Source organism: Streptomyces sp. R21 (assembly GCF_041051975.1).
Classification (GTDB): Bacteria; Actinomycetota; Actinomycetes; order Streptomycetales; family Streptomycetaceae; genus Streptomyces.
The window spans coordinates 6,055,001-6,077,744 of sequence record NZ_CP163435.1 but is presented as its reverse complement, the minus strand read 5'-3'; the positions used below and the strand labels follow the sequence as shown (position 1 = coordinate 6,077,744).

The 22,744-nt window shown below is 68.4% G+C and carries 15 protein-coding genes and 2 rRNA genes (1 of these 17 only partly in view); 7 read left to right on the top strand and 10 right to left on the bottom strand.

Features of this window, described 5'->3' with window-relative positions:
• Positions 1 to 16: 16 nt before the first annotated feature.
• Complete coding sequence (gene secA / locus AB5J56_RS27215; RefSeq protein WP_369235925.1) at positions 17 to 2,854, bottom strand: preprotein translocase subunit SecA; 2,838 nt, start codon at positions 2,852 to 2,854, stop codon at positions 17 to 19.
• A 265-nt stretch (positions 2,855 to 3,119) separates the two neighbouring features.
• Between secA and AB5J56_RS27210 the strand changes: the two genes are divergently transcribed.
• Both AB5J56_RS27210 and AB5J56_RS27205 read left to right on the top strand, forming a co-directional pair.
• Entirely contained in the window at positions 3,120 to 3,692 is a 573-nt protein-coding gene (locus tag AB5J56_RS27210) for a GNAT family N-acetyltransferase (RefSeq protein ID WP_369235923.1), read from the top strand.
• A 215-nt stretch (positions 3,693 to 3,907) separates the two neighbouring features.
• Positions 3,908 to 5,116, top strand: a complete 1,209-nt coding sequence (locus AB5J56_RS27205; RefSeq protein WP_369235921.1) for a winged helix-turn-helix domain-containing protein — start codon at positions 3,908 to 3,910, stop codon at positions 5,114 to 5,116.
• Positions 5,117 to 5,138: 22 nt separating this feature from the next.
• Here the strand turns inward: AB5J56_RS27205 and AB5J56_RS27200 are convergent, their stop codons facing one another.
• From AB5J56_RS27200 to mtnA, 7 genes are all read right to left on the bottom strand, one after another.
• A complete protein-coding gene (locus AB5J56_RS27200) occupies positions 5,139 to 5,885 on the bottom strand; it encodes a response regulator (protein ID WP_369235919.1) in 747 nt (248 codons plus the stop codon).
• A 204-nt stretch (positions 5,886 to 6,089) separates the two neighbouring features.
• Positions 6,090 to 6,815: a ribosome-associated translation inhibitor RaiA gene (gene raiA / locus AB5J56_RS27195; RefSeq protein WP_369235917.1), complete on the bottom strand. Its 726-nt coding sequence runs from the start codon at positions 6,813 to 6,815 to the stop codon at positions 6,090 to 6,092.
• 282 nt (positions 6,816 to 7,097) lie between these two features.
• Positions 7,098 to 8,024 carry a ComF family protein gene (locus AB5J56_RS27190; protein ID WP_369235915.1) on the bottom strand — a complete coding sequence of 309 codons (927 nt, stop codon included), beginning with the start codon at positions 8,022 to 8,024 and terminating at the stop codon, positions 7,098 to 7,100.
• A 219-nt stretch (positions 8,025 to 8,243) separates the two neighbouring features.
• A complete protein-coding gene (locus tag AB5J56_RS27185) occupies positions 8,244 to 10,085 on the bottom strand; it encodes an LpqB family beta-propeller domain-containing protein (RefSeq protein WP_369235913.1) in 1,842 nt (613 codons plus the stop codon).
• Entirely contained in the window at positions 10,075 to 12,189 is a 2,115-nt protein-coding gene (gene mtrB / locus AB5J56_RS27180; RefSeq protein ID WP_369235911.1) for an MtrAB system histidine kinase MtrB, read from the bottom strand. The genes AB5J56_RS27185 and mtrB overlap by 11 nt, the downstream gene beginning before the upstream one ends.
• 1 nt (position 12,190) lies before the next feature.
• Positions 12,191 to 12,880 carry a two-component system response regulator MtrA gene (mtrA, locus tag AB5J56_RS27175; RefSeq protein ID WP_150136091.1) on the bottom strand — a complete coding sequence of 230 codons (690 nt, stop codon included), beginning with the start codon at positions 12,878 to 12,880 and terminating at the stop codon, positions 12,191 to 12,193.
• A gap of 8 nt (positions 12,881 to 12,888) precedes the next feature.
• Positions 12,889 to 14,034, bottom strand: a complete 1,146-nt coding sequence (gene mtnA, locus AB5J56_RS27170) for an S-methyl-5-thioribose-1-phosphate isomerase (RefSeq protein WP_369235909.1) — start codon at positions 14,032 to 14,034, stop codon at positions 12,889 to 12,891.
• A gap of 140 nt (positions 14,035 to 14,174) precedes the next feature.
• Here mtnA and AB5J56_RS27165 point away from each other — a divergent pair, with 140 nt between their 5' ends.
• Genes AB5J56_RS27165 through AB5J56_RS27145 form a run of 5 tightly spaced genes read left to right on the top strand, consistent with a single transcriptional unit; the run spans position 14,175 to position 19,713 of the window.
• Positions 14,175 to 15,488, top strand: coding sequence for a glycerophosphoryl diester phosphodiesterase membrane domain-containing protein (locus AB5J56_RS27165; RefSeq protein WP_369235907.1), 1,314 nt, complete (start codon positions 14,175 to 14,177; stop codon positions 15,486 to 15,488).
• Positions 15,489 to 15,492: 4 nt separating this feature from the next.
• The gene (locus AB5J56_RS27160; protein ID WP_369235905.1) at positions 15,493 to 16,212 is read left to right on the top strand and encodes a DUF4129 domain-containing protein; all 720 of its coding nucleotides are present in this window, start codon (positions 15,493 to 15,495) and stop codon (positions 16,210 to 16,212) included.
• Entirely contained in the window at positions 16,209 to 17,414 is a 1,206-nt protein-coding gene (locus tag AB5J56_RS27155) for a DUF4350 domain-containing protein (RefSeq protein WP_369235903.1), read from the top strand. Before AB5J56_RS27160 ends, AB5J56_RS27155 begins: the two co-directional genes overlap by 4 nt.
• The gene (locus AB5J56_RS27150; RefSeq protein WP_369242815.1) at positions 17,414 to 18,403 is read left to right on the top strand and encodes an AAA family ATPase; all 990 of its coding nucleotides are present in this window, start codon (positions 17,414 to 17,416) and stop codon (positions 18,401 to 18,403) included. The genes AB5J56_RS27155 and AB5J56_RS27150 overlap by 1 nt, the downstream gene beginning before the upstream one ends.
• On the top strand, positions 18,403 to 19,713 hold the full coding sequence (locus AB5J56_RS27145; RefSeq protein WP_369235901.1) for a DUF58 domain-containing protein: 1,311 nt from the start codon (positions 18,403 to 18,405) through the stop codon (positions 19,711 to 19,713). The genes AB5J56_RS27150 and AB5J56_RS27145 overlap by 1 nt, the downstream gene beginning before the upstream one ends.
• A 132-nt stretch (positions 19,714 to 19,845) precedes the next feature.
• Here the strand turns inward: AB5J56_RS27145 and rrf are convergent.
• Together rrf and AB5J56_RS27135 are read right to left on the bottom strand one after the other, a co-directional pair.
• A 5S ribosomal RNA gene (gene rrf / locus AB5J56_RS27140) occupies positions 19,846 to 19,962 on the bottom strand.
• A gap of 100 nt (positions 19,963 to 20,062) precedes the next feature.
• Positions 20,063 to 22,744: ribosomal RNA gene (locus AB5J56_RS27135) — 23S ribosomal RNA — on the bottom strand (it continues 441 nt past the right edge of the window).

Here is a 22,744-nt window from a genome sequence, read left to right as displayed (position 1 = left end):
TCACGCGCGGCGAGCGTCACTTCTTGCGGCGGCGCGTGCCCTTCTGCTGCTTGCGGCGCTCCGCGCGCGTGAGGCCGTCCGCCTCGGAGCGCACGGGCTCCTCGTCGCTGGTGAAGTCACCCTCGATGATGCCGCCCTCGCCGTCCACGGTCGGCGCGGAGAAGTGCAGGCGATCAGGCCGCTGCGGGGCGTCGAGGCCCTTGGCGCGGATCTCGGGACGCGCGCCCGCGGGGACGGCCTCCTCCTTGTCCAGCGACGGAGCGGCGTCCTCGACGGGGACCTCCTCGACCTGCTGCTCGACCTGGACCTCCAGGTTGAACAGGTAGCCGACGGACTCCTCCTTGATGCCGTCCATCATGGCGCCGAACATGTCGAAGCCCTCGCGCTGGTACTCCACGAGCGGGTCCTTCTGGGCCATCGCGCGCAGGCCGATGCCCTCCTGGAGGTAGTCCATCTCGTAGAGGTGCTCGCGCCACTTGCGGTCCAGGACCGACAGCACGACCCGGCGCTCCAGCTCACGCATGATCTCGGAGCCGAGCTGCTCCTCACGGGCCGCGTACTGCTCGTGGATGTCGTCCTTGATGGACTCGGAGATGAACTCGGCGGTCAGACCGGCACGGTCACCGGCCGCCTCCTCCAGCTCATCGACGGTGACCTTCACCGGGTAGAGCTGCTTGAAGGCGCCCCACAGCCGGTCCACGTCCCACTCCTCGGCGAAGCCCTCAGCGGTCTCCGCAGCGATGTAGGCGTCGATGGTGTCGTCCATGAAGTGCTGGATCTGCTCCTGGAGGTCCTCGCCCTCCAGGACGCGGCGGCGCTCGCCGTAGATGACCTCGCGCTGCCGGTTGAGGACCTCGTCGTACTTGAGGACGTTCTTGCGGGTCTCGAAGTTCTGCGTCTCGACCTGCGACTGGGCCGACGCGATCGCGCGCGTGACCATCTTGTTCTCGATCGGCACGTCGTCGGGGACGTTCGCCATCGACATGACGCGCTCGACCATCTGGGCCTTGAACAGACGCATCAGGTCGTCACCCAGCGACAGGTAGAAGCGGGACTCGCCCGGGTCGCCCTGACGGCCGCTGCGACCGCGCAGCTGGTTGTCGATACGACGGGACTCATGGCGCTCGGTGCCGAGGACGTAGAGCCCGCCGAGGTCCTTGACCTCCTCGAACTCGGCCTTCACGGCCTTCTCCGCACGCTCCAGGGCGGCCGGCAGGAACTGGGCCCACTCCTCGATGTGCTCCTCGGGGTCGAGGCCGCGCTGGCGCAGCTCCGCCTCGGCGAGGTCGTCGGGGTTGCCGCCGAGCTTGATGTCGGTACCACGGCCGGCCATGTTGGTGGCGACCGTGACGGCGCCCTTGCGGCCGGCCTGGGCGACGATCGTCGCCTCACGGTCGTGCTGCTTCGCGTTCAGCACTTCGTGCTGGATGCCGCGCTTGGAGAGCTGCTGCGAGAGGTACTCGGACTTCTCGACCGAGGTGGTGCCGACCAGGATCGGCTGGCCCTTCTCGTGCTTCTCCGCGATGTCGTCGACGACCGCCTCGAACTTGGCGACCTCGGTGCGGTAGATCAGGTCGGACTGGTCCTTGCGGACCATCGGCCGGTTGGTCGGGATCGGGACGACGCCGAGCTTGTAGATCTGGTGGAACTCGGCGGCCTCGGTCATCGCGGTACCGGTCATACCCGAGAGGCCGGGCATCTCCTTGCCCTCGTGGTCGTGGCGCTTGTAGAGGCGGAAGAAGTTCTGCAGGGTGATCGTGGCGAGCGTCTGGTTCTCGTCCTTGATGTCCACCCCTTCCTTCGCCTCGATCGCCTGGTGCATGCCCTCGTTGTAGCGGCGGCCGGCGAGGATACGGCCGGTGTGCTCGTCGACGATCATGACTTCGCCGTCCATGACGACGTAGTCCTTGTCCTTCTTGAAGAGCTCCTTGGCCTTGATGGCGTTGTTCAGGTATCCGACGAGCGGCGTGTTCACCGACTCGTACAGGTTGTCGATACCCAGCCAGTCCTCGACCTTGGCGACACCGGGCTCGTGGATGGCGACGGTGCGCTTCTTCTCGTCGACCTCGTAGTCGCCGGTCTCCTCGATGCCCTTGAGGGTGTTGCCCGCCTCGCCCTTCTTCAGGCGGGTGACCAGCTTCGCGAAGTCGCCGTACCACTTGGTGGCCTGATCGGCCGGGCCGGAGATGATCAGCGGCGTACGGGCCTCGTCGACGAGGATCGAGTCGACCTCGTCGACGATGGCGAAGTTGTGGCCGCGCTGCACCAGTTCGTCCTGCGACCACGCCATGTTGTCGCGCAGGTAGTCGAAGCCGAACTCGTTGTTGGTGCCGTACGTGATGTCGCACGCGTACTGCTCGCGGCGCTGGGCCGGCGTCATGTTGGCGAGGATGCAGCCGACTTCCAGGCCCAGGAACTTGTGGACGCGACCCATCATCTCGGAGTCGCGCTCGGCCAGGTAGTCGTTGACGGTGATGAGGTGAACGCCGCCTCCGGAGAGGGCGTTCAGATAGGCGGGCAGGGTGCCGACGAGCGTCTTGCCCTCACCGGTCTTCATCTCCGCGACATAGCCGAGGTGAAGTGCGGCGCCGCCCATCATCTGCACGTCGTAGTGGCGCTGGCCAAGGACGCGCTTGGCCGCCTCGCGGACGGTGGCGAACGCCTCGGGCAGCAGGTCGTCGAGGCTCTCGCCGTCGGCGTACCGCTGCTTGTACTCATCGGTGAGGGCCCGCAGCTCGGCGTCGGAGAGGTCGACGAAGTCCTCTTCGATGGAGGCGACCTGGTCCGCGATGCGGTGCAGCTTGCGCAGGATCTTGCCTTCGCCTGCACGCATGATCTTCGAGAGGACGGACACGGGGGTTTGTCTCCTTGCCGGTCGGGCCTGGGACGGTCGGGTTTCAATGACAGTTTCAAATCACAGCTTGAGCAACGGCCATCGTAAGCGAGGACCCCACCGCGCCGGGAGGTCTGCCTGTGACAGCCACTAGGACAACGGACAGGGGTTGCGGAAGGTGCCGCGTTGGCGCTGCGAAAAGTAATCACGCCCTCACGCACAGCCATGAAATGACGCCCTCCGCAAAGAGATGGCGTCCTTCCGGTCTCCCGAGCAGAATCGCCCAATGGACCCCGTCACCCTGACCACCGATCGTCTGCTGCTGCGCACGGTGGGCCCGCACGACACCGATGCCGTGTACGACGCCGCCCAGGACCCGGACATCCAACGCTGGACCACGATTCCTTCGCCGTACCTGCGCGAGCACGCGCAGGGGTTCACCGAGCAGATCGTGCCCGACGGCTGGGCGGACGGGTCGGCGTTCACCTTCGGCGTCCTTCTCCCCGAAGGGGAGTTGGTGGGCGTGGTCGGCATCACCATGCGCGCCCTCGGCGTCGGCGAGATCGGTTTCTGGGCCAAGAAGGACCACCGCGGCAACGGCTACATCACCGAAGCCGCCGTCGCCGCCTCCCACTGGGCCTTCACGACCCTGTCGGTCGACCGCGTCGAGTGGCGCGCCGAAGTCGGCAACATCGGCTCCCGGTCCGTCGCCGAACACGCCGGCTTCACCATCGAAGGCACCCTCCGCTCCGCCCTCAACAACAAGGGCGTCCGCCGAGACGCCTGGGTGGGCTCCCTGCTCCCATCGGACCTGGGCCTCCCTTCCACAGCCCCCTATCTGCCGGCACCAGCCAGCTAGTCCGGCGCCGGTGAGGAGTTCCAGCCCGTCCGGCGTTTGAGGACGAGGCCGTTCAGGCCGAAGCGGGGGAAAGGGGGCGCAGCCCCCAGGACTATCGGGACGGGAAGGGGCGGAGGGGGCGAAAAAACCGGCACCCGCACCCAGCCCGCCCACCGCAACCCACGAAGCCACCCACCCCACCCCCACTGTCAGTGCCACCGCCTATCGTGCGGAGAATGACGAGCCTGTCCCGCCCCAGCACCGAGCTCTCCGCAGACGAAGCCCGCCGCATCGCCCTGCGCGCCCAGGGCTTCCTCGGCGCCCCGGACCGCAGATCCGGCGTACGCGGAGTCCTCCGGCACCTCGGCGCGGTCCAGCTCGACACGATCTCCGTCCTCGCCCGCTCCCACGAACTCATCCCGTACGCCCGCCTGGGCGCGGTCGGCCGCAAGACCGTCGACAGCGCCTACTGGACGCCGTCCCACGACGGCACCACCGGCACCCCACCCCACCCGCACGCCTTCGAGTACTGGTCCCACGCCGCCTGCATCCTCCCCATCGAGGAGTGGCCCCACTTCGCGTTCCGCCGCCGCGCCTACCGCGCCCGCCCGCACTGGAACCACGCCCTGCCGGACGGCGTGTACGACCAGGTCATCAAGCAGTTGCGCGCCGAAGGCCCGCTCACGGCCACGGACTTGGGCGGCGCGAAGAAGACCAGCGAGTGGTGGGACTGGTCGGGCACGAAGGTCGCCGTCGAGCGCGCGCTGATGTACGGCGAAGTCGTGTGCACCGAGCGCCGCAGCTGGAAGCGGGTGTACGACCTCGCCGAGCGCGCCGTTCCCGGCCCGCTCCTGCACGACGAGCTGGACGACGCCGAGTGCCTGCGCCGTCTCGTCCGCCTCGCGGGCCAGTCCCTGGGCGTCGGCACGCGCGCGGACATCGCCGACTACCACCGCCTCAAGGGCGAGCAGGTCGACGCGGTGATCGACGACTCGGGCCTGGTCCCGGTGACGGTGGAGGGCTGGGGCAAGCCCGCCTGGGCCGACCCGGCGGCCCTGGAGACGGCACCGCGCGGCCGCCACCGCACGACGCTTCTCTCCCCGTTCGACTCGCTCGTCTGGGAGCGGGCCCGCACGGAGCGGATCTTCGGCTTCACCCACCGGCTGGAGGCGTACGTCCCGAAGCCGAAGCGTGTGTACGGCTACTTCGCGATGCCGGTGCTCGCCGGAGGCCACCTCGTCGGCCGGGTGGACCCCGCCCGCGAGGGCCGCACCCTGGTGGCCAGGCAGGTGACCCTGGACGGCCTCAAGGCCGTCCCCGCGGTCGCCCAGGCCCTGGTGGAAGCGGCGAGCTGGGTGGACTGCACGGACGTTCGCGTGGAACGGGTGGACGCCCCGGAGCTGCGCGCGCCGCTGGCCGCGGAACTGGCCCGCGCGCTCGCGTGATCACACCCGCCGGGCCCTACGGCTAGCGGATCTCGAGGATCTTCTCCCGCATCGCGTAGACCACGGCCTCCATCCGGGAGTGCAGCTGCAGCTTCTCCAGAATGTTGCGCACGTGGTTCTTCACGGTGTTCTCGGAGATGAACAGCTCTTTGGCGATATCCCGGTTGTTCATCCCGGTGGCGACGAGTTTGAGAACCTCGAGCTCACGGTCCGTGAGCCGCGGCGCCGGCACCAGGCGCCGTTCGTCCGTCCGCTGGATCATCGACTTGAACTCGGTGAGCAGTTTCGACGCCATGGAGGGGCTGATCTGCGACTGGCCGTCGGCCACCGCGCGAATGGCCGTGGCCACCTCGTCCGTGGAGATCTCCTTGAGGAGATAGCCGGTCGCGCCCGCCTTGATCGCGTCGTAGAGATCGGCTTCCTCGTCGCTGATCGTCAACATGATGATCTTCGCGCTGGGGGCCACCTCCTTGATGGACGTGCACGCCTCGATACCGCCGCGCTTGGGCATCCGTACGTCCATCAGCACGATGTCCGGCAGCAGGTCGGCGGCCTTGTCGACCGCCTCTGCCCCGTCCCCCGCCTCGCCCACGACCTGGATGTCCTCCTCGGCCGCGAGCACGATCTCCAGTCCGCGGCGGAAGAGGGCGTGATCGTCCACGACAAGGACCCGAATGGGTTCCTTGCGTGGAGAGCCCGCATCCGGGCCCATGCCGACGACGCCGTCGTCGGCATCCTCGTCACGCATCGGTCCGAAGCTGTCCGCCATCGTTCCTCCCCCTGAAGGCCGTGGCCTGTGTTTCCGTGCCGTGCCAACCCAAGGCAACGGCCCACCGGTTGGGCCGGTGCGGCCATGATTTCATGCCCGGACGACCGTGCGGTGACAGAGCGGGGCGCGAAGTGGGTCGCACACCGGTGCCCCTGGGGGCGCACGCGCGCTCCAGGGGCACCGGCTCAGCCGTCACCGGGGAGGTCAGCCGCCGAGCGCTCCGCCCGCGGCACCGGACGCCGCCTGGGCGACCATCGGGTCCGTACTGAGGTGGATGACGCCGTAGTCGTATGCGTGCCGCCGGTAGACGACGCTCGGTTCCTTGGTCTCGGAGTCGACGAACAGGTAGAAGTCGTGCCCGACCAGCTCCATCTCGTAGAGCGCCTGGTCGAGCGACATCGGGGATGCGACGTGGGTCTTCTCGCGGACGATGAGGGGTCCTTCGCCCTTGACCTCGAGCGAGCCGATCTTCTTGGTGGGAATGCCGTCCGGCTCTTCCTCGTGGACGACGCTGCCGTTCCCGTTCAGCGTCGCTGCGCCGGGAACACTGTCGGCGACGTCCGCGGCGGAGAGCCTGCCCGCGCCGCGACGGGTGTAGCGCTTGTCGTGCTGCTTGCGCAGCCGGGCCTCGAGCTTGTCCGCCGCCAGGTCGAGTGCCGCGTACGGATCGCTTGCCGCCGCCTCCGCCCGGATCACCGGACCGCGGGAGCGAAGCGTGATCTCCACTCGGTCGCAACGGTCGGCCTGACGGGGGTTGGGCTCCTTGGACACCTCGACGTCGAGGCTGATCACCTTGCCATCGAGCTTCTGGATCTTCTCCAGCTTCAGCTTCTCGGCCACGTGCTTGCGGAACCTCTCGGGCACCTCTGTCTTGCGGCCCTTGACGACGATGTCCACGCAGAACTCCGTTCCCGGATCGCTCCGCTCCACTGGCGGAGCATCTCCCTTTTGCACCAGGTTCCGGTGTGTCCCGGAACCTCGGACTCGGTGACGTTCACCTCCTCCTCCCCCGCGGACAAGATCTCCACCCCACCGGTGCGGGTGATTACAGAAAACCCGCTGCCCAGCATTCGGATATGTGAGGTGTGGCCTGCGCCATTGCCTCACAACCGAACATATCTCGCCCGGACGTATGTCGTCACCCTCTACCGCGGCGTACCTCCGTTCAGGTGAATTGACCCTCTCATTACCTGCAACGATGGAAGTTCTCAGTCAGTTCCGGTTTCTTTCGAAAGAGTCGGGCGGCGCGGCGACCACTGCCGCGCAGATCAGGTCACCGGCTGCGGTCATACCCGGCATTCCCCGGACTGCTTGTGTCCGGTTGCGCCCCGCCATCCTCGCTCCCGCCGTCGCTTCCGGCATCCGTACCCCTGCCGCTTCCCGAGTCGCCGCGTCCCATGCGTCCGTCATCGCGACCCGTACGGCACGCGCCGCCTCCGTGAGCGAGGCACCCGTCGTCATCAGGTCGTCCACCACCACGACCCTGCCACTGTCGGCCAGCATCCGCGCGGCTCCTGCGGCCACCTCCAGGGCCCCCGCGAGATTGCCCAGCCGCTGCCGGGAGTCGAGCCCCGACTGGTCGGCCACGGCACGCCGCTGGCGCAGCGCGCCGAGCACCCGGGCCGGTGTTCCGGTCCGCCGGAGCTCACCCGCGGCGGCCAGCGCGATCCGCCGCGCCGGGTCGTGGCCCCGCGCTCGCACGGCGCGCCGCGAGGACGGCACGGGGACCAGCAGTACGGCGCCATCGGTCGTCGTCCCGCCGCCCTCGGGCCCGTGCTGCCCGTTCACGGGCCTCAGCCGCCCGTCCAGGCGCGTGGGACGCCCACCCGGACCCGTCGACCGTCCATGCTCCAACGCCGCCCGCACAGCCCCTGCCAGGGCCGTTCCCAACGGCGCCGCGAGCGCCAGGGCACCCCGTTCCTTGTGGGCGAGCAGTGCCGCGCGCACCTCGTCCTCGTACGGAGCCGCCGCGTGCACCGCAGGCATCCCTCTCGGCTCCGGCACCGGTCGCACCCGGCTCGGCGCGGCCCCGCTCAGGGCCGCACGGCACTCCGGGCAGAGCACCGTGCGAGGCCTTCCGCAGCCTCCGCACTCGGCCGGCAGCACCAGATCGGTGAGGTCCTGCCACCACCCCCGCATGCCCACCACTGTGCCAACGCACGCGCCGCCCGGCCACCCCTGTGGATAACTCTGGAGAACTCCCTGTGGACAACCCGCTCGCGGCGGACGCCGTACAGGCAGTCCACGAACGCGGCACGGACGCCGAATGGACGCGCACGGACTGCGGACGCATCCTCCAGGCGCACCCCCGTTCGCGATGGCGACGGCGACCGCGCCCCCGTCCCAGAAGACGGCCCCCTACCCGGGATAAACCGGCGCCGTCCCGTCCTTGACCACCTTCTGCCACTGCGCCCCGGACGACAGCCGCACGATCCCGTCCTCCGCCGTGTACCCCACCAGCGGCAGCCGCTCGTCCTCGGACGCGGCGATCTCCTTCACGCCCGTCAGCGCGGAAGGCGTCGGACCCACCGGCGTGGAGCCGTCGACCTGCACGTACCGCATCTGCTGCACGCCACCGTGCTCGTGTCCGACCACCACGAGCCGGCTGTCCCCGGCCCACGACATGGCGGTGACGTCCTCCAACTGCGGTGTCACCGAATGCGGTTCGAGGATCGAGACTGCCGACTGCTGACCGGACTCGAAGTCGCGTTGGATGCGGCCGATCTGCAGCGACCTCTTGCCGTCCTTCTCGACGATCAGCGCGATCCGCGCCCCGTCGGCGGCGACCCGCACCGCTTCGATGCGTCCGTCAATTCCCAGTGCATCGACCTTCTGCGGAGCACCCGTGCCCTTCTCCAGCAGGAGAAGCCGCGGGTTCTTCGTATCCCGGTCGGCCACCCACAGGTCACCCCGGCCGTCCCAACTGGGGGCCGTCAGGCGGTCGTTCGCCGTCTTGCCCGCGCTGTGGAACACCGGGTCGCCGACCGAACCGCCCGACATCAGCGACCCGACGTACAGCGAATGCCCGTCGGCCGACACGCCGGCCGCCCTGTCCTCGTCCCGCGACACCGCGGCGGACCGCAGCTTCTTGTCGCCCAGGCCCAGCCCGCCGGGCACCGCTTCGGGGTCCTTGTCGCTGTTGCCACTGGGCATCCGCACCAGTCGCTGCTTGGCGTCGATGAAGTACTGGTACTCGGGGCGCTTGCCCGTGCCGTGCGCGGCGTTCGTCTCCGCCTGGTCCTCGTTGAGGACGCACAGTTGCGTGCCGTCCGACCGCTGCAACTCGACCTCGTCCACCGCTGTGGGCGTCAGGTCCTGGAGCGTGAAGAGGAGTTGGGCCGCCATCCGCGTGCACTGGGGCCGCCCGACGCGGTCGGCCTTCCCGTTCAACGGCACCGTGATCTTGTTCTGGTCGTCGGGCGTCAGCGACTTGACGCCCTTCTTCAGTGCCGTGCCGGTCGGGAAACTCGACGTCACCACCGGGTCGAGCCAGTGCGTGGGGCCGGCCAGCAGCGTCTGGACCATCTGCGTCACCGGATCGACCTTGCTGCGCACATAGACGGGATCGGCTACGGTCGCCGGCTGCCCGTCCGTCCCGGAGGGCACGTTCGAGGCGAAGTAGTACTTGTTGACGGACACGTAGTTGCGCTGGAAGTCGGACTTGCCCATCACCACGCCCTGCGGCAGTCCGTCGATGCGCCACTGCTTGGTGTCCTTCAGCCGCACGAGATGCACGGTTCCGTTGTACGAGCCCATGTCCGGCGCGTACGCGTGCTGCCCGTCCACCTTCGCGACCTTGTCGCCGACCAGGTTGAACGAGTACTCGTCCGTGCCTTCCCTTCCCCCCGACTGGCCCGCCATGGGGTTCGGCGCGTTCGCGAGCACGGTCGTGGACAGGTACGGCCGCCACTTCTTGCGGGCCTGCACGGTCAGGTACTTGCGCGCCGTCTCGTACTGCGGGTCGTCACTGGTCAGCGCCTCCATGAAGCCCTGCACGATGTCCGCGGGCCGGGCGTCCTCACGCGGCGGTATCGCGAAGACCCGGACCTGCGAGTCCTCCCGAGGTGTGGAATCCACCCCCTGCAGATCCCCGCTGTCCGGCATCGAGGCGCACCCGGCCAGCAGCAGCGCACCGCAGCCGATGTACGCCCCCACGCGCGCGGGACGCCGACGGCCGCTCCCCTCGCGGTCAGCGCCCACGGAATGCCTCCCCTTGTCCGAGCCCGTCCGGCTTGCTCCGGCCGACTTCCTCCGGCTCGCCGCCGTCCCGGCCGCGATTCTCCTCGCCGGCCCGCTCCCCGCCCGCAGCGGGCGGCGCGTCCTGCTGTCGTACGGCACCGGTGGGCCGGGGCACCACGCGGGCTCCGTTGCCCGGCAGCGCCGTCGGGTCCGCCGTGGGTGCCGCTCCGCTCAGCCGGGGCGCTATCGGCGCCCGCGTCGGCATGGGCGGCGGCGCACTCCCGCTCGCGGACTGAACGGGCACCGTGGCGAGCTTGCCGCTGCCGCCGAGCGGCAGACCGGCGTCATTAAGTCCACGATTACGTCGTGAATCCTTGGGCTCCAGGGGTATCGGGGAGCCCCGCAGCGGCTCGTCCGCCGTCCGCGGCAGCGTCAGCCGGAACTGCGAACCACCGCCCGGCTCGCCCCACGCCTGGAGCCAGCCGCCGTGCAGCCGGGCGTCCTCCAGGGCGATGGACAGCCCGAGCCCCGTTCCACCGGTGGTACGCGCGCGTGCCGGGTCGGCCCGCCAGAAGCGGCTGAACACCCGGGTCGCCTCGCCGGGCTTGAGCCCCACGCCGTAGTCGCGCACCGCGATCGCGACCGCCCCGCCCGCCGTGGCGAGTTTGACCACCACGTCCTTGCCCTCGCCGTGCTCCACGGCGTTGACGACGAGATTGCGCAGCACGCGCTCCACCCGCCGGGCGTCCGCCTCGGCGACGACGGGCTGTTGGTCGCCGACCACCCGTATCCGCGTGCCCTTGCGCTCGGCGAGCGGCTCGGCACCGCTCACCACGCGCCGTACGACTTCCCCGAGGTCTATCGGCTCGGCCTCCAGCGCCGCCGCACCCGCATCGAACCGGCTGATCTCCAGCAGATCCGCGAGCAGCGTCTCGAACCGGTCCAGCTGATCGGCGAGCAGCTCTGCCGACCGAGCGGTCATCGGATCGAAGTCCACGCGCGCGTCGTGGATGACATCGGCGGCCATCCGCACGGTCGTGAGCGGTGTCCGCAGCTCGTGCGACACGTCGGAGACAAACCGCCGCTGCATTCGCGACAGGTCCTCCAGCTGCTGGATCTTCAGCTGCAGGTTCTGCGCCATCTTGTTGAAGGCCTCGCCGAGCCGCGCGATGTCGTCCTCACCGGTGACCTTCATACGTTCCTGCAAGCGCCCGGCGGACAGCCGCTCGGCGATGCCCGCCGCCATCCGCACCGGCGTGACGACCTGGCGCACCACGAGCCAGGCGATGGCCCCGAGGAGCACCACGACGAACAGCCCGGCCGTCGCGAGCGTTCCCTTGACCAGGCTCAGCGACTTCTCTTCCTGCGTCAGCGGGAAGAGGAAGTAGAGCTGGTACGGGTCGCCGTTGAGGTCGTTGACCTGCTTGCCGATGACCAGCGCCGGCTGCGACTCCTGTCCGTTGGTGTAGATGATGCGGGTGTAGCTCTGGGCCGCGCTCGTGCCCTCGTCCACGCGTTGCCGCAGGTTGTCGGGCACGCTGAGGGTCGGCTGCACCTTCCCCGAGGCACGCGGGCCGGGCCCCCTGTTGTCGTCGTCCGACCCGGTGGTACCGAGGGTCACCACGTCGAAAGCGCCCTGACCACCGCTGGAGAGGGAGGTCACCAGGTCGCTCATCCACTGGAAGGGGTTCTGCGACGAGCGGCCACCCGTGCCGGTCCCGTCGTCGCCGCCCGAGATCGCGGCCGCGTCCGCCTTCTGCTTGGCCGACGTGAAGCCGCCGGCGGCCTGGCTCTGCGACGCCTTCACCTTGGCGTCCAGCAACCCGTTGCGCACCTGCCCGATGACGACGAAGCCGAGCAGCAGCACCACACCCAGCGACATCAGCAGGGTGGTGACGACGATCTTGAGCTGGATGTTGCGCCGCCACAGCCGCATGACGGGCAGCAGCGGACGGCGCACCCAGCGCATGAACAGCCGAAGGACCGGGCTGCCCTGGACTCCGCCCTGCAGCAGCCCGCCCTCCATGAACCGTCCCCAGCGGGAGCCCGTCACCTTCCGGCCGACAGGCCGCCCCGAACGGACCCCCGACTCGCCGGGCGCCGAAGCGGCACTGTCCCGGGACATGTCAGCTCGGTCCGGCCTTGTAACCGACGCCACGGACGGTCACCACGATCTCCGGCCGCTCCGGGTCCTTCTCGACCTTGGAGCGCAGCCGCTGCACATGGACGTTGACCAGACGGGTGTCCGCCGCGTGCCGGTAGCCCCACACCTGCTCCAGCAGGACCTCACGCGTGAACACCTGCCACGGCTTGCGGGCCAGCGCCACCAGCAGATCGAACTCCAGCGGCGTCAGAGCTATCGACTGCCCCTCCCGCTTCACAGAGTGACCGGCGACGTCGATGACAAGGTCACCGATCGCCAGCTGTTCCGGCGCCGGCTCCTCCGAACGACGCAGCCGCGCCCTGATCCGCGCCACCAGCTCCTTTGGCTTGAACGGCTTCACGATGTAGTCGTCGGCACCCGACTCGAGGCCGACCACGACATCGACGGTGTCGCTCTTCGCCGTGAGCATCACGATCGGTACCCCGGACTCCGCCCTGATCAGGCGGCACACCTCGATGCCGTCCCGGCCGGGAAGCATCAGGTCCAGGAGCACCAGATCGGGCTTGGTCTCGCGGAAAGCGGCCAGCGCCTTGTCGCCGTCGGCTACGAAAGACGGCTCAAAACCTTCACCACGCAACACAATGCCGAGCATCTCGGCCAGTGCGGTGTCGTCATCGACGACAAGGACTCGTCCCTTCATAAACGACATCATCCCATTAACTAAATCGTTACCTGGCGTGACCTGTCACACAGCTCTGCAAGCGCCTCTGCCGTCACGGGCGACACAATGCCCTCTTCGGTCACGATCGCCGTCACCAACTCGGGTGGCGTCACGTCGAACGCCGGGTTGTACGCCTGGGTCCCCAGGGGTGCCACCGGTATCCCGCCTCCCGCTTCCGCTCCCGCCACCGGCACCTGGGGTGCTGTGATCTCGGTCACTTCATGACCGGCGCGCTGCTCGACCTCGATGGATGCTCCGTCCGGGGTGTCCGGATCCACCGTCGTCACCGGCGCCACCACGATGAACGGCACATGGTGGTACCGGGCCAGCACCGCGAGCGGATAGCTCCCCACCTTGTTCGCCACCGAACCGTCGGCCGCGATCCGATCGGCTCCGATCAGCACCGCGTCCACCTCCCCGGCCGCGAACAGCGAGCCCGCCGCGTTGTCCGTGAGCAAGGTGTACGCCATCCCGTTGCGCGCCGCCTCGTACGCGGTCAGCCTCGCACCCTGCAGCAGCGGCCGCGTCTCGTCCACCCACAGCCTGCGCAGCCGCCCCACCCGGTGCGCCGCAAGGGCCACCGCGAACGCCGTCCCCTCCCCGCCGGACACCAGCGCCCCGGTGTTGCAGTGCGTCAGGACCCGGTGCCCACCGCCCGGCAGCAGCTCGTCGAGCAGCGCGAGGCCGTGCTCGGCCATCCGCGCACTGGCCCTGGCGTCCTCCCGGTGCAACGCCCGCGCAGCGGCGAGCGCCGCCTCGGCGGCCTGCTCCTGGTCACCGCCGCTCGCGAGCACCGCCTGATACGCCGTCTGTGCCCTGCGCACACCCACCGCCAGGTTCACCGCGGTGGGCCGGGCACCTGCCAGCGCGTTCGCCGCGTCGTCCACGTCGAAGCCGCGTACGGCGGCGAGCGCGACGCCGTACGCCCCGGCGATGCCGAGCAGTGGCGCCCCGCGCACGGCGAGCGTGCGGATCGCCTCCACCAGCGCCGGTGCGTCGGTGCACACCAGCTCGACCTCCTCCGCCGGCAGCCTCGTCTGGTCGAGGAGGGCCACCACAGGGCCCTCCGGTGGCTCCTCCCAGCGGATCGCCTGTATTGCCGTCGGCCCGGTGTCGTCGCGGGTTTGCGCGTACTGATCAGCCATCCGCCCAGTCTGCCCCGTACCCGGCGGACAATTGAAGGTGTCCAGCCCATACGGCAGCCGGTCCCTTGCCCGGCACACCGTGGCACGATGGCTGCCAACCTGCCGCCGCGACCGCGGACGGGCACCGTGAAGGAGCGACGATGAAAGACACTCCGGGCTGGGCCTCGCCCGGATCTGCCCCCTCCGACGGGCAGGAGCCGAACAACACCGGCCCTGCACAGCCCGCGGACCAGAGCGGCACGGACCAGCCCGGTCCCCCGTCGAAGTGGTCCAAGGAGCAGCCCCCACCCGGCCAGTGGTCCGCGCCCAGCCCCCAGGACCCCCCGCAGGCCCCGCCGCCACCACCCCCCGGCCCCGGCGGCTGGGGAAACCGGCCCCCCGGCGGCCCCGGTCCCGGCGCTGGCTACGGAGCCCCCGGCGGACACGGCGGCTGGGGAGGCAACTGGGGCGGCCCGCCACCCGCGGCCAAGCCCGGCGTGATCCCGCTCCGCCCGCTCGGCGTCGGTGAGATCCTCGACGGCGCCGTCTCCACGATGCGGACGTACTGGCGCACGGTCCTCGGCATCTCGCTCACCGTCGCGGTCTTCACGGAGATCATCGTCATCCTGCTCCAGGGTTTCGTCCTGGACGACAGCGCCAGCACGGACACCCTCAACGACCCGAGTGCCACCGTCGGCGAGCTGGGCCGCGCCCTGGGCGACACCATGCTGAACTCCGGCGTCGTCCTGCTCATCACGCTGCTCGGCACCATCGTCGCGACGGCACTGCTCACCTCCGTGACCAGCCGTGCGGTGCTCGGCAAGTCGGTGACCACGGCAGACGCCTGGCGGGACGCCCGTCCCCAACTGCCGAAGCTGTTCGGCCTGACCTTCCTGCTGCCGCTCATCGCCGCCGCAGTCGCCGCCGCGGGAACCCTGCCCGGTGTCCTCGCCACGGTCGCCGGCGCCGGCGATGCGGGCATCACGCTCACCGTCCTCGGAGGACTCGCCGGGGGCGCCGTCGCGATCTGGCTGATGATCCGCTTCTCGCTCTCCTCTCCCGCCCTGATGCTGGAGAAGCAGGGCATCCTGAAGGCGATGAGCCGCTCCACGAAGCTCGTCCGCGGCTCCTGGTGGCGGGTCTTCGGCATTCAGCTGCTCGCCACGATCATCGCCAACATCGTCGCGTCGATCGTCGTGATCCCGTTCGCCTTCCTCGCCGCGGCCCTGAGCGGCGACGGCGCCACCGGCTTCCTCGACAGCGCCAGCGGCGACCTCGGCTGGACGTTCCTCATCGTCAGCGGGATCGGTTCGGTGATCGGATCCATGCTCACCTTCCCGATCACCGCGGGCGTCACCGTGCTCCTCTACATCGACCAGCGCATCCGCCGCGAGGCCCTCGACCTCGACCTGGCCCGCGCCGCCGGTGTCCAGGACTACGGCTCCAACGCCCCCGGCACCACACCGGGGAGCTGATGCCGTGAGCCCGGCGGGGGGAGTTCTCACAGCACTGCTGACACTGCCGCGCACCGGCGACGAACCTCCGGTGACGACCCCGCGCGACCCCGCGCGGGAGGCGGCCAAGCGCGAACTGTCCAAGCGGATGTACCACGAGAACGACCCCAGCCTGATCCAGCGCGCCCTGAACGCCTTCTGGAAGTGGGTCGACAAACTGTTCGGCGCCGCCTCCACCGCAACTCCCGGGGGCACCCTCGGGCTTGTCGTCATCGTCCTTGCGGTGCTGGCCGTCCTCGGCGCACTGTGGTGGCGCCTGGGCACCCCCCACCGCGCGCCCAGCTCGTCCGCCGCGCTCTTCGACGACCGTCCCCGCAGCGCCGCCGAGCACCGCGCAGCCGCCGAGGCGCACGCCGCCCAGGGCCACTGGAACCAGGCCGTCCAGGAACGCATGCGCGCCGTCGTCCGCTCCCTGGAGGAACGCGCACTCCTCGACCCGCGCCCCGGCCGCACCGCGGACGAGGCAGCCGCCGAAGCCGGCCGCGCCCTGCCCTCCCAAGCGGACCGACTCCGCGGCGCTGCCCACGACTTCGACGACGTGACGTACGGCGGACGGGCCGCCGACTCCAGCGCGTACCACCGGCTCACCGAGCTCGACCACGACCTGGAGCGCACCAAGCCCGTGCTCGCGAGCAGCAGCGCCCAGAACACGCCCCACAGCACCAGCCATGGGGCCGCCCGATGACCGAGGCCGCCCTCGCGCCCCCGCCCGCGTCCCCGTCCACTTCGGCCTCGCCCACAACCCGCCAGGTATGGACCCGCACACGGGGCATCGTGCTCGCCCTCGTGATCCTGCTGACCGCCGCCGTAGCAATCGCCGCAATCCGCTCCGACGCCCAGCACGGCCGCCTCGACCCGCGCTCCGCCGACCCCTACGGCAGCCGCGCCGTCGCCGAACTCCTCGACGACCGGGGCGTCTCCACGCGCGTCGTGACCACCCTGGACGAAGCCCGCGCCGCTGCCGGCTCCGACACCACCCTCCTGATCGCCGCCCCCGACCTGCTGACCGACCGCCAGCAAACGCGCCTGCGGACGGCGACCGCGGACTCCGACGGCCGTACGGTCCTCGTCTCCCCCGGCGCCCCGTCCGTGGACACGCTGGCCCCCGGGATCACCGCGGACCCCGCGCCCAGCTTCGACTCGACGCTCTCGCCCCGCTGCGACCTGCCCGCCGCCCGACGAGCGGGCACCGCAGACACCGGCGGCATCCGCTACACGACCGCCCTCGACGCCGACACCTGCTACCCCAGCGACGGCCTGCCCACCCTGCTGCGCATCCCGGCGGCCTCCGGGAGCGGCGACACCGTCGTACTCGGCGCCCCCGACATCCTCTACAACGACCGCCTCGACGAGCAGGGCAACGCCTCGCTCGCCCTTCAACTCCTCGGTTCCCGCCCCCACTTGGTCTGGTACCTCCCCTCGCTCTCCGACGACTCCGCCACCGACTCCGGCAGCCAGGGCCTCTTCGACCTGCTTCCTGCGGGCTGGCTCTGGGGCACCCTGCAGCTCTTCATCGCCGCGGCTCTGGCCGCCCTCTGGCGGGCACGCCGACTCGGCCCCCTCGTACCCGAACGTCTCCCCGTCGCGATCCGCGCCTCCGAGACCGTCGAAGGCCGCGCCCGCCTCTACCGAAAAGGGAACGCCCGCGACCGCGCGGCCGCCGCTCTGCGCTCCACCACCCGCACCCGCCTCGCCCCCCTCGTCGGCGTACCCCCCGCTCAGGCGCACGCGCCCGAAGCCCTGCTCCCCGCCCTGTCCGCCCACCTCCACGGCGACGGCCAGGCCCTGCACTCCCTCCTCTTCGGCGCGCCTCCCCGCGACGACGCAGCCCTCATCTCCCTCGCCGACCAACTCGACGCCCTCGAAAGAGAGGTACGCCGTTCATGATGGACCCGACCACTGACAACGCCGGGTACACCGGGGATCCGGGCACCGCCCGCTCCGCCCTGGAGGCCCTGCGCACCGAGATCGCCAAAGCCGTGGTCGGCCAGGACCCCGCCGTGACCGGTCTCGTCGTCGCCCTCCTCTGCCGCGGACACGTTCTACTTGAAGGAGTCCCCGGAGTCGCGAAAACGTTGCTCGTCCGCGCACTCGCATCAGCGCTGGAACTCGACACCAAGCGCGTCCAGTTCACCCCGGACCTGATGCCCAGCGACGTGACGGGCTCTCTCGTCTACGACGCCCGCACCGCCGAGTTCTCCTTCCAGCCGGGCCCGGTCTTCACGAACCTCCTCCTCGCGGACGAGATCAACCGCACCCCGCCCAAGACCCAGTCGTCCCTCCTCGAAGCGATGGAGGAACGCCAGGTCACGGTCGACGGCACCCCACGCCTGCTCCCCGACCCGTTCCTGGTCGCCGCGACCCAGAACCCGGTCGAGTACGAGGGCACGTACCCCCTTCCGGAAGCCCAACTGGACCGCTTCCTCCTCAAACTGACGATCCCTCTGCCATCCCGTGAGGACGAGATCAACGTCCTCACCCGCCATGCCGAGGGCTTCAACCCACGCGACCTCCGCGCCGCTGGCGTACGCCCCGTGGCAGGCCCCGCCGCCCTCGAAGCGGCCCGCGCCGCCGTCGCCAAGACGGCGGTCTCCCCCGAAATCACCGCCTACGTAGTGGACATCTGCCGCGCCACCCGCGAATCCCCGTCCCTCACGCTGGGCGTCTCCCCCCGTGGAGCTACAGCCCTCCTGGCCACCTCGCGCGCCTGGGCCTGGCTGACGGGCCGCGACTACGTCATCCCCGACGACGTGAAGGCATTGGCCCTGCCGACCCTCCGCCATCGCATCCAACTCCGCGCGGAGGCCGAGATGGAGGGCGTGACGGCCGACGCCGTCATCAATGCGATCCTCACCCACGTCCCCGTACCCCGCTGATGGCGTTCACCGGACGCGCCGCCCTCCTCGCGGCCCTCGGCACGCTCCCCGTCGGCATCTGGGAGCCGAGCTGGACGGGCATCCTCGCCGTGAACGCCCCGCTGGCCCTGGCCTGCGCCTGCGACGCAGCCCTGGCCGCGCCCGTACGCCGACTCGGTCTCACCCGCTCCGGCAACACCTCGGTACGCCTCGGCGACACCGCCGACGTCACCCTGACCGTCACCAACCCGTCCGAGCGCCCGCTGCGCGCCCACCTCCGTGACGCCTGGCCCCCGAGCAGTTGGGAGCCCGGCACAGAGGTAGCAGCCTCCCGCCACCGTCTGACAGTCCCGGCGGGCGAACGCCGACGCCTGACGACCCGCCTGCGCCCGACCCGCCGAGGCGACCGCCAGGCCGACCGCGTCACCATCCGTTCGTACGGCCCCCTCGGTCTCTTCTCCCGTCAGGGCACCCACAAGGTCCCCTGGACGGTACGCGTCCTCCCGCCCTTCACCAGCCGCAAGCACCTCCCCTCCAAACTGGCCCGCCTGCGCGAACTCGACGGCCGCACCAGCGTGCTGACCCGCGGCCAGGGAACAGAGTTCGACAGCCTCCGCGAGTACGTCCCTGGCGACGACACCCGCTCCATCGACTGGCGCGCCACGGCCCGCCAGACCACGGTCGCCGTGCGCACCTGGCGCCCCGAACGCGATCGCCGAATCCTTCTGGTCCTCGACACGGGCCGCACCTCGGCGGGCCGCGTCGGAGACGCCCCGCGCCTGGACGCCTCCATGGACGCCGCCCTCCTCCTGGCCGCTCTGGCCTCCCGGGCCGGCGACCGCGTGGACCTCCTCGCGTACGACCGCCGTGTACGGGCCCTCGTCCAAGGCCGCGCGGCACGCGAGGTCCTCCCGTCCCTGGTCAACGCAATGGCCACGTTGGAACCAGAACTCATCGAAACGGACGCCCGCGGCCTCACCGCAACTGCCCTCCGCACGGCATCCCGTCGCTCCCTGATCGTTCTGTTGACCAGCCTCGACGCGGCCCCCATCGAAGAGGGCCTCCTTCCAGTTCTCTCCCGCCTGACCCAGCGCCATACGGTCCTGGTGGCCGCGGTCTCCGACCCTCATATCGCACGCATGGCAACAGCCCGAGGAAACACCGACGCCGTGTACGAGGCAGCATCCGCAGCCCAAGCCCAAACAGAGCGACATCGAACGGCCGAACAACTCCAACGCCACGGCGTCACGGTCGTCGACGCGACGCCGGACGAACTGGCGCCTGCTCTCGCCGATGCGTATCTGGCTCTCAAGGCCGCAGGCAGGCTGTAAAAGGCAAAAGAAAAGGGCAGTCTCTTGTTTCTAGAGACTGCCCCTAAATGACCCTGCCGGTGAACGGTCCTGAACGGTCCTGAACGCAGAAAACCCCCGCACCAAAAGGTGCGGGGGTTTTCCCTAAAATAAGTTCGGCGGCGTCCTACTCTCCCACAGGGTCCCCCCTGCAGTACCATCGGCGCTGTGAGGCTTAGCTTCCGGGTTCGGAATGTAACCGGGCGTTTCCCTCACGCTATGACCACCGAAACACTGTGAAATTGTGAACCAGTTGCCTCGACTCCCTGTGGCCCAGGGAGGAGGCATGTCGTTCGTTATTTCAGAACTGACACAGTGGACGCGAGCAACTGAGGACAAGCCCTCGGCCTATTAGTACCAGTCACCTCCAGCGGTTGCCCGCCTTCCAGATCTGGCCTATCAACCCAGTCGTCTACTGGGAGCCTTAACCCCTCAAAGGGGGTGGGAATACTCATCTCGAAGCAGGCTTCCCGCTTAGATGCTTTCAGCGGTTATCCCTCCCGAACGTAGCCAACCAGCCATGCCCTTGGCAGGACAACTGGCACACCAGAGGTTCGTCCGTCCCGGTCCTCTCGTACTAGGGACAGCCCTTCTCAATATTCCTACGCGCACAGCGGATAGGGACCGAACTGTCTCACGACGTTCTAAACCCAGCTCGCGTACCGCTTTAATGGGCGAACAGCCCAACCCTTGGGACCGACTCCAGCCCCAGGATGCGACGAGCCGACATCGAGGTGCCAAACCATCCCGTCGATATGGACTCTTGGGGAAGATCAGCCTGTTATCCCCGGGGTACCTTTTATCCGTTGAGCGACGGCGCTTCCACAAGCCACCGCCGGATCACTAGTCCCGACTTTCGTCCCTGCTCGACCCGTCGGTCTCACAGTCAAGCTCCCTTGTGCACTTACACTCAACACCTGATTGCCAACCAGGCTGAGGGAACCTTTGGGCGCCTCCGTTACTCTTTAGGAGGCAACCGCCCCAGTTAAACTACCCATCAGACACTGTCCCTGATCCGGATCACGGACCCAGGTTAGACATCCAGCACGACCAGACTGGTATTTCAACGACGACTCCACCATGGCTGGCGCCATGACTTCACAGTCTCCCAGCTATCCTACACAAGCCGAACCGAACACCAATATCAAACTGTAGTAAAGGTCCCGGGGTCTTTCCGTCCTGCTGCGCGAAACGAGCATCTTTACTCGTAGTGCAATTTCACCGGGCCTATGGTTGAGACAGTCGAGAAGTCGTTACGCCATTCGTGCAGGTCGGAACTTACCCGACAAGGAATTTCGCTACCTTAGGATGGTTATAGTTACCACCGCCGTTTACTGGCGCTTAAGTTCTCAGCTTCGCACACCCGAAAGTGCACTAACCGGTCCCCTTAACGTTCCAGCACCGGGCAGGCGTCAGTCCGTATACATCGCCTTACGGCTTCGCACGGACCTGTGTTTTTAGTAAACAGTCGCTTCTCGCTGGTCTCTGCGGCCACCCCCAGCTCAGAGAGTAAATCTCGTCACCGGTGATGGCCCCCCTTCTCCCGAAGTTACGGGGGCATTTTGCCGAGTTCCTTAACCATAGTTCACCCGAACGCCTCGGTATTCTCTACCTGACCACCTGAGTCGGTTTAGGGTACGGGCCGCCATGAAACTCGCTAGAGGCTTTTCTCGACAGCATAGGATCATCCACTTCACCACAATCGGCTCGGCATCAGGTCTCACCCACATGTCATCCGGATTTGCCTAGATGACGGGCTACACCCTTACCCCGGGACAACCACCGCCCGGGCTGGACTACCTTCCTGCGTCACCCCATCACTCACCTACTACAGGTCTGGTCCGTCGGCTCCACCACTCCCCTTTGCCCGAAGGCTCCGGGGCGGCTTCACGGACTTAGCATCGCCTGGTTCGATGTTTGACGCTTCACAGCGGGTACCGGAATATCAACCGGTTATCCATCGACTACGCCTGTCGGCCTCGCCTTAGGTCCCGACTTACCCTGGGCAGATCAGCTTGACCCAGGAACCCTTAGTCAATCGGCGCACACGTTTCTCACGTGTGTATCGCTACTCATGCCTGCATTCTCACTCGTGAACCGTCCACCACTAGCTTCCGCTGCGGCTTCACCCGGCACACGACGCTCCCCTACCCATCCCAGCAGGCGTTGGCCCTATTACTGGAATGACACGACTTCGGCGGTACGCTTGAGCCCCGCTACATTGTCGGCGCGGAATCACTAGACCAGTGAGCTATTACGCACTCTTTCAAGGGTGGCTGCTTCTAAGCCAACCTCCTGGTTGTCTGTGCGACTCCACATCCTTTCCCACTTAGCGTACGCTTAGGGGCCTTAGTCGATGCTCTGGGCTGTTTCCCTCTCGACCATGGAGCTTATCCCCCACAGTCTCACTGCCGTGCTCTCACTTACCGGCATTCGGAGTTTGGCTAAGGTCAGTAACCCGGTAGGGCCCATCGCCTATCCAGTGCTCTACCTCCGGCAAGAAACACACGACGCTGCACCTAAATGCATTTCGGGGAGAACCAGCTATCACGGAGTTTGATTGGCCTTTCACCCCTAACCACAGGTCATCCCCCAGGTTTTCAACCCTGGTGGGTTCGGTCCTCCACGACCTCTTACAGCCGCTTCAACCTGCCCATGGCTAGATCACTCCGCTTCGGGTCTTGAGCGCGCTACTAAACCGCCCTATTCGGACTCGCTTTCGCTACGGCTTCCCCACACGGGTTAACCTCGCAACACACCGCAAACTCGCAGGCTCATTCTTCAAAAGGCACGCAGTCACGAGAGTGCATGCAAGCATGCACTCCGACGCTCCCACGGCTTGTAGGCACACGGTTTCAGGTACTATTTCACTCCGCTCCCGCGGTACTTTTCACCATTCCCTCACGGTACTATCCGCTATCGGTCACCAGGGAATATTTAGGCTTAGCGGGTGGTCCCGCCAGATTCACACGGGATTTCTCGGGCCCCGTGCTACTTGGGTGTCTCTCAAACG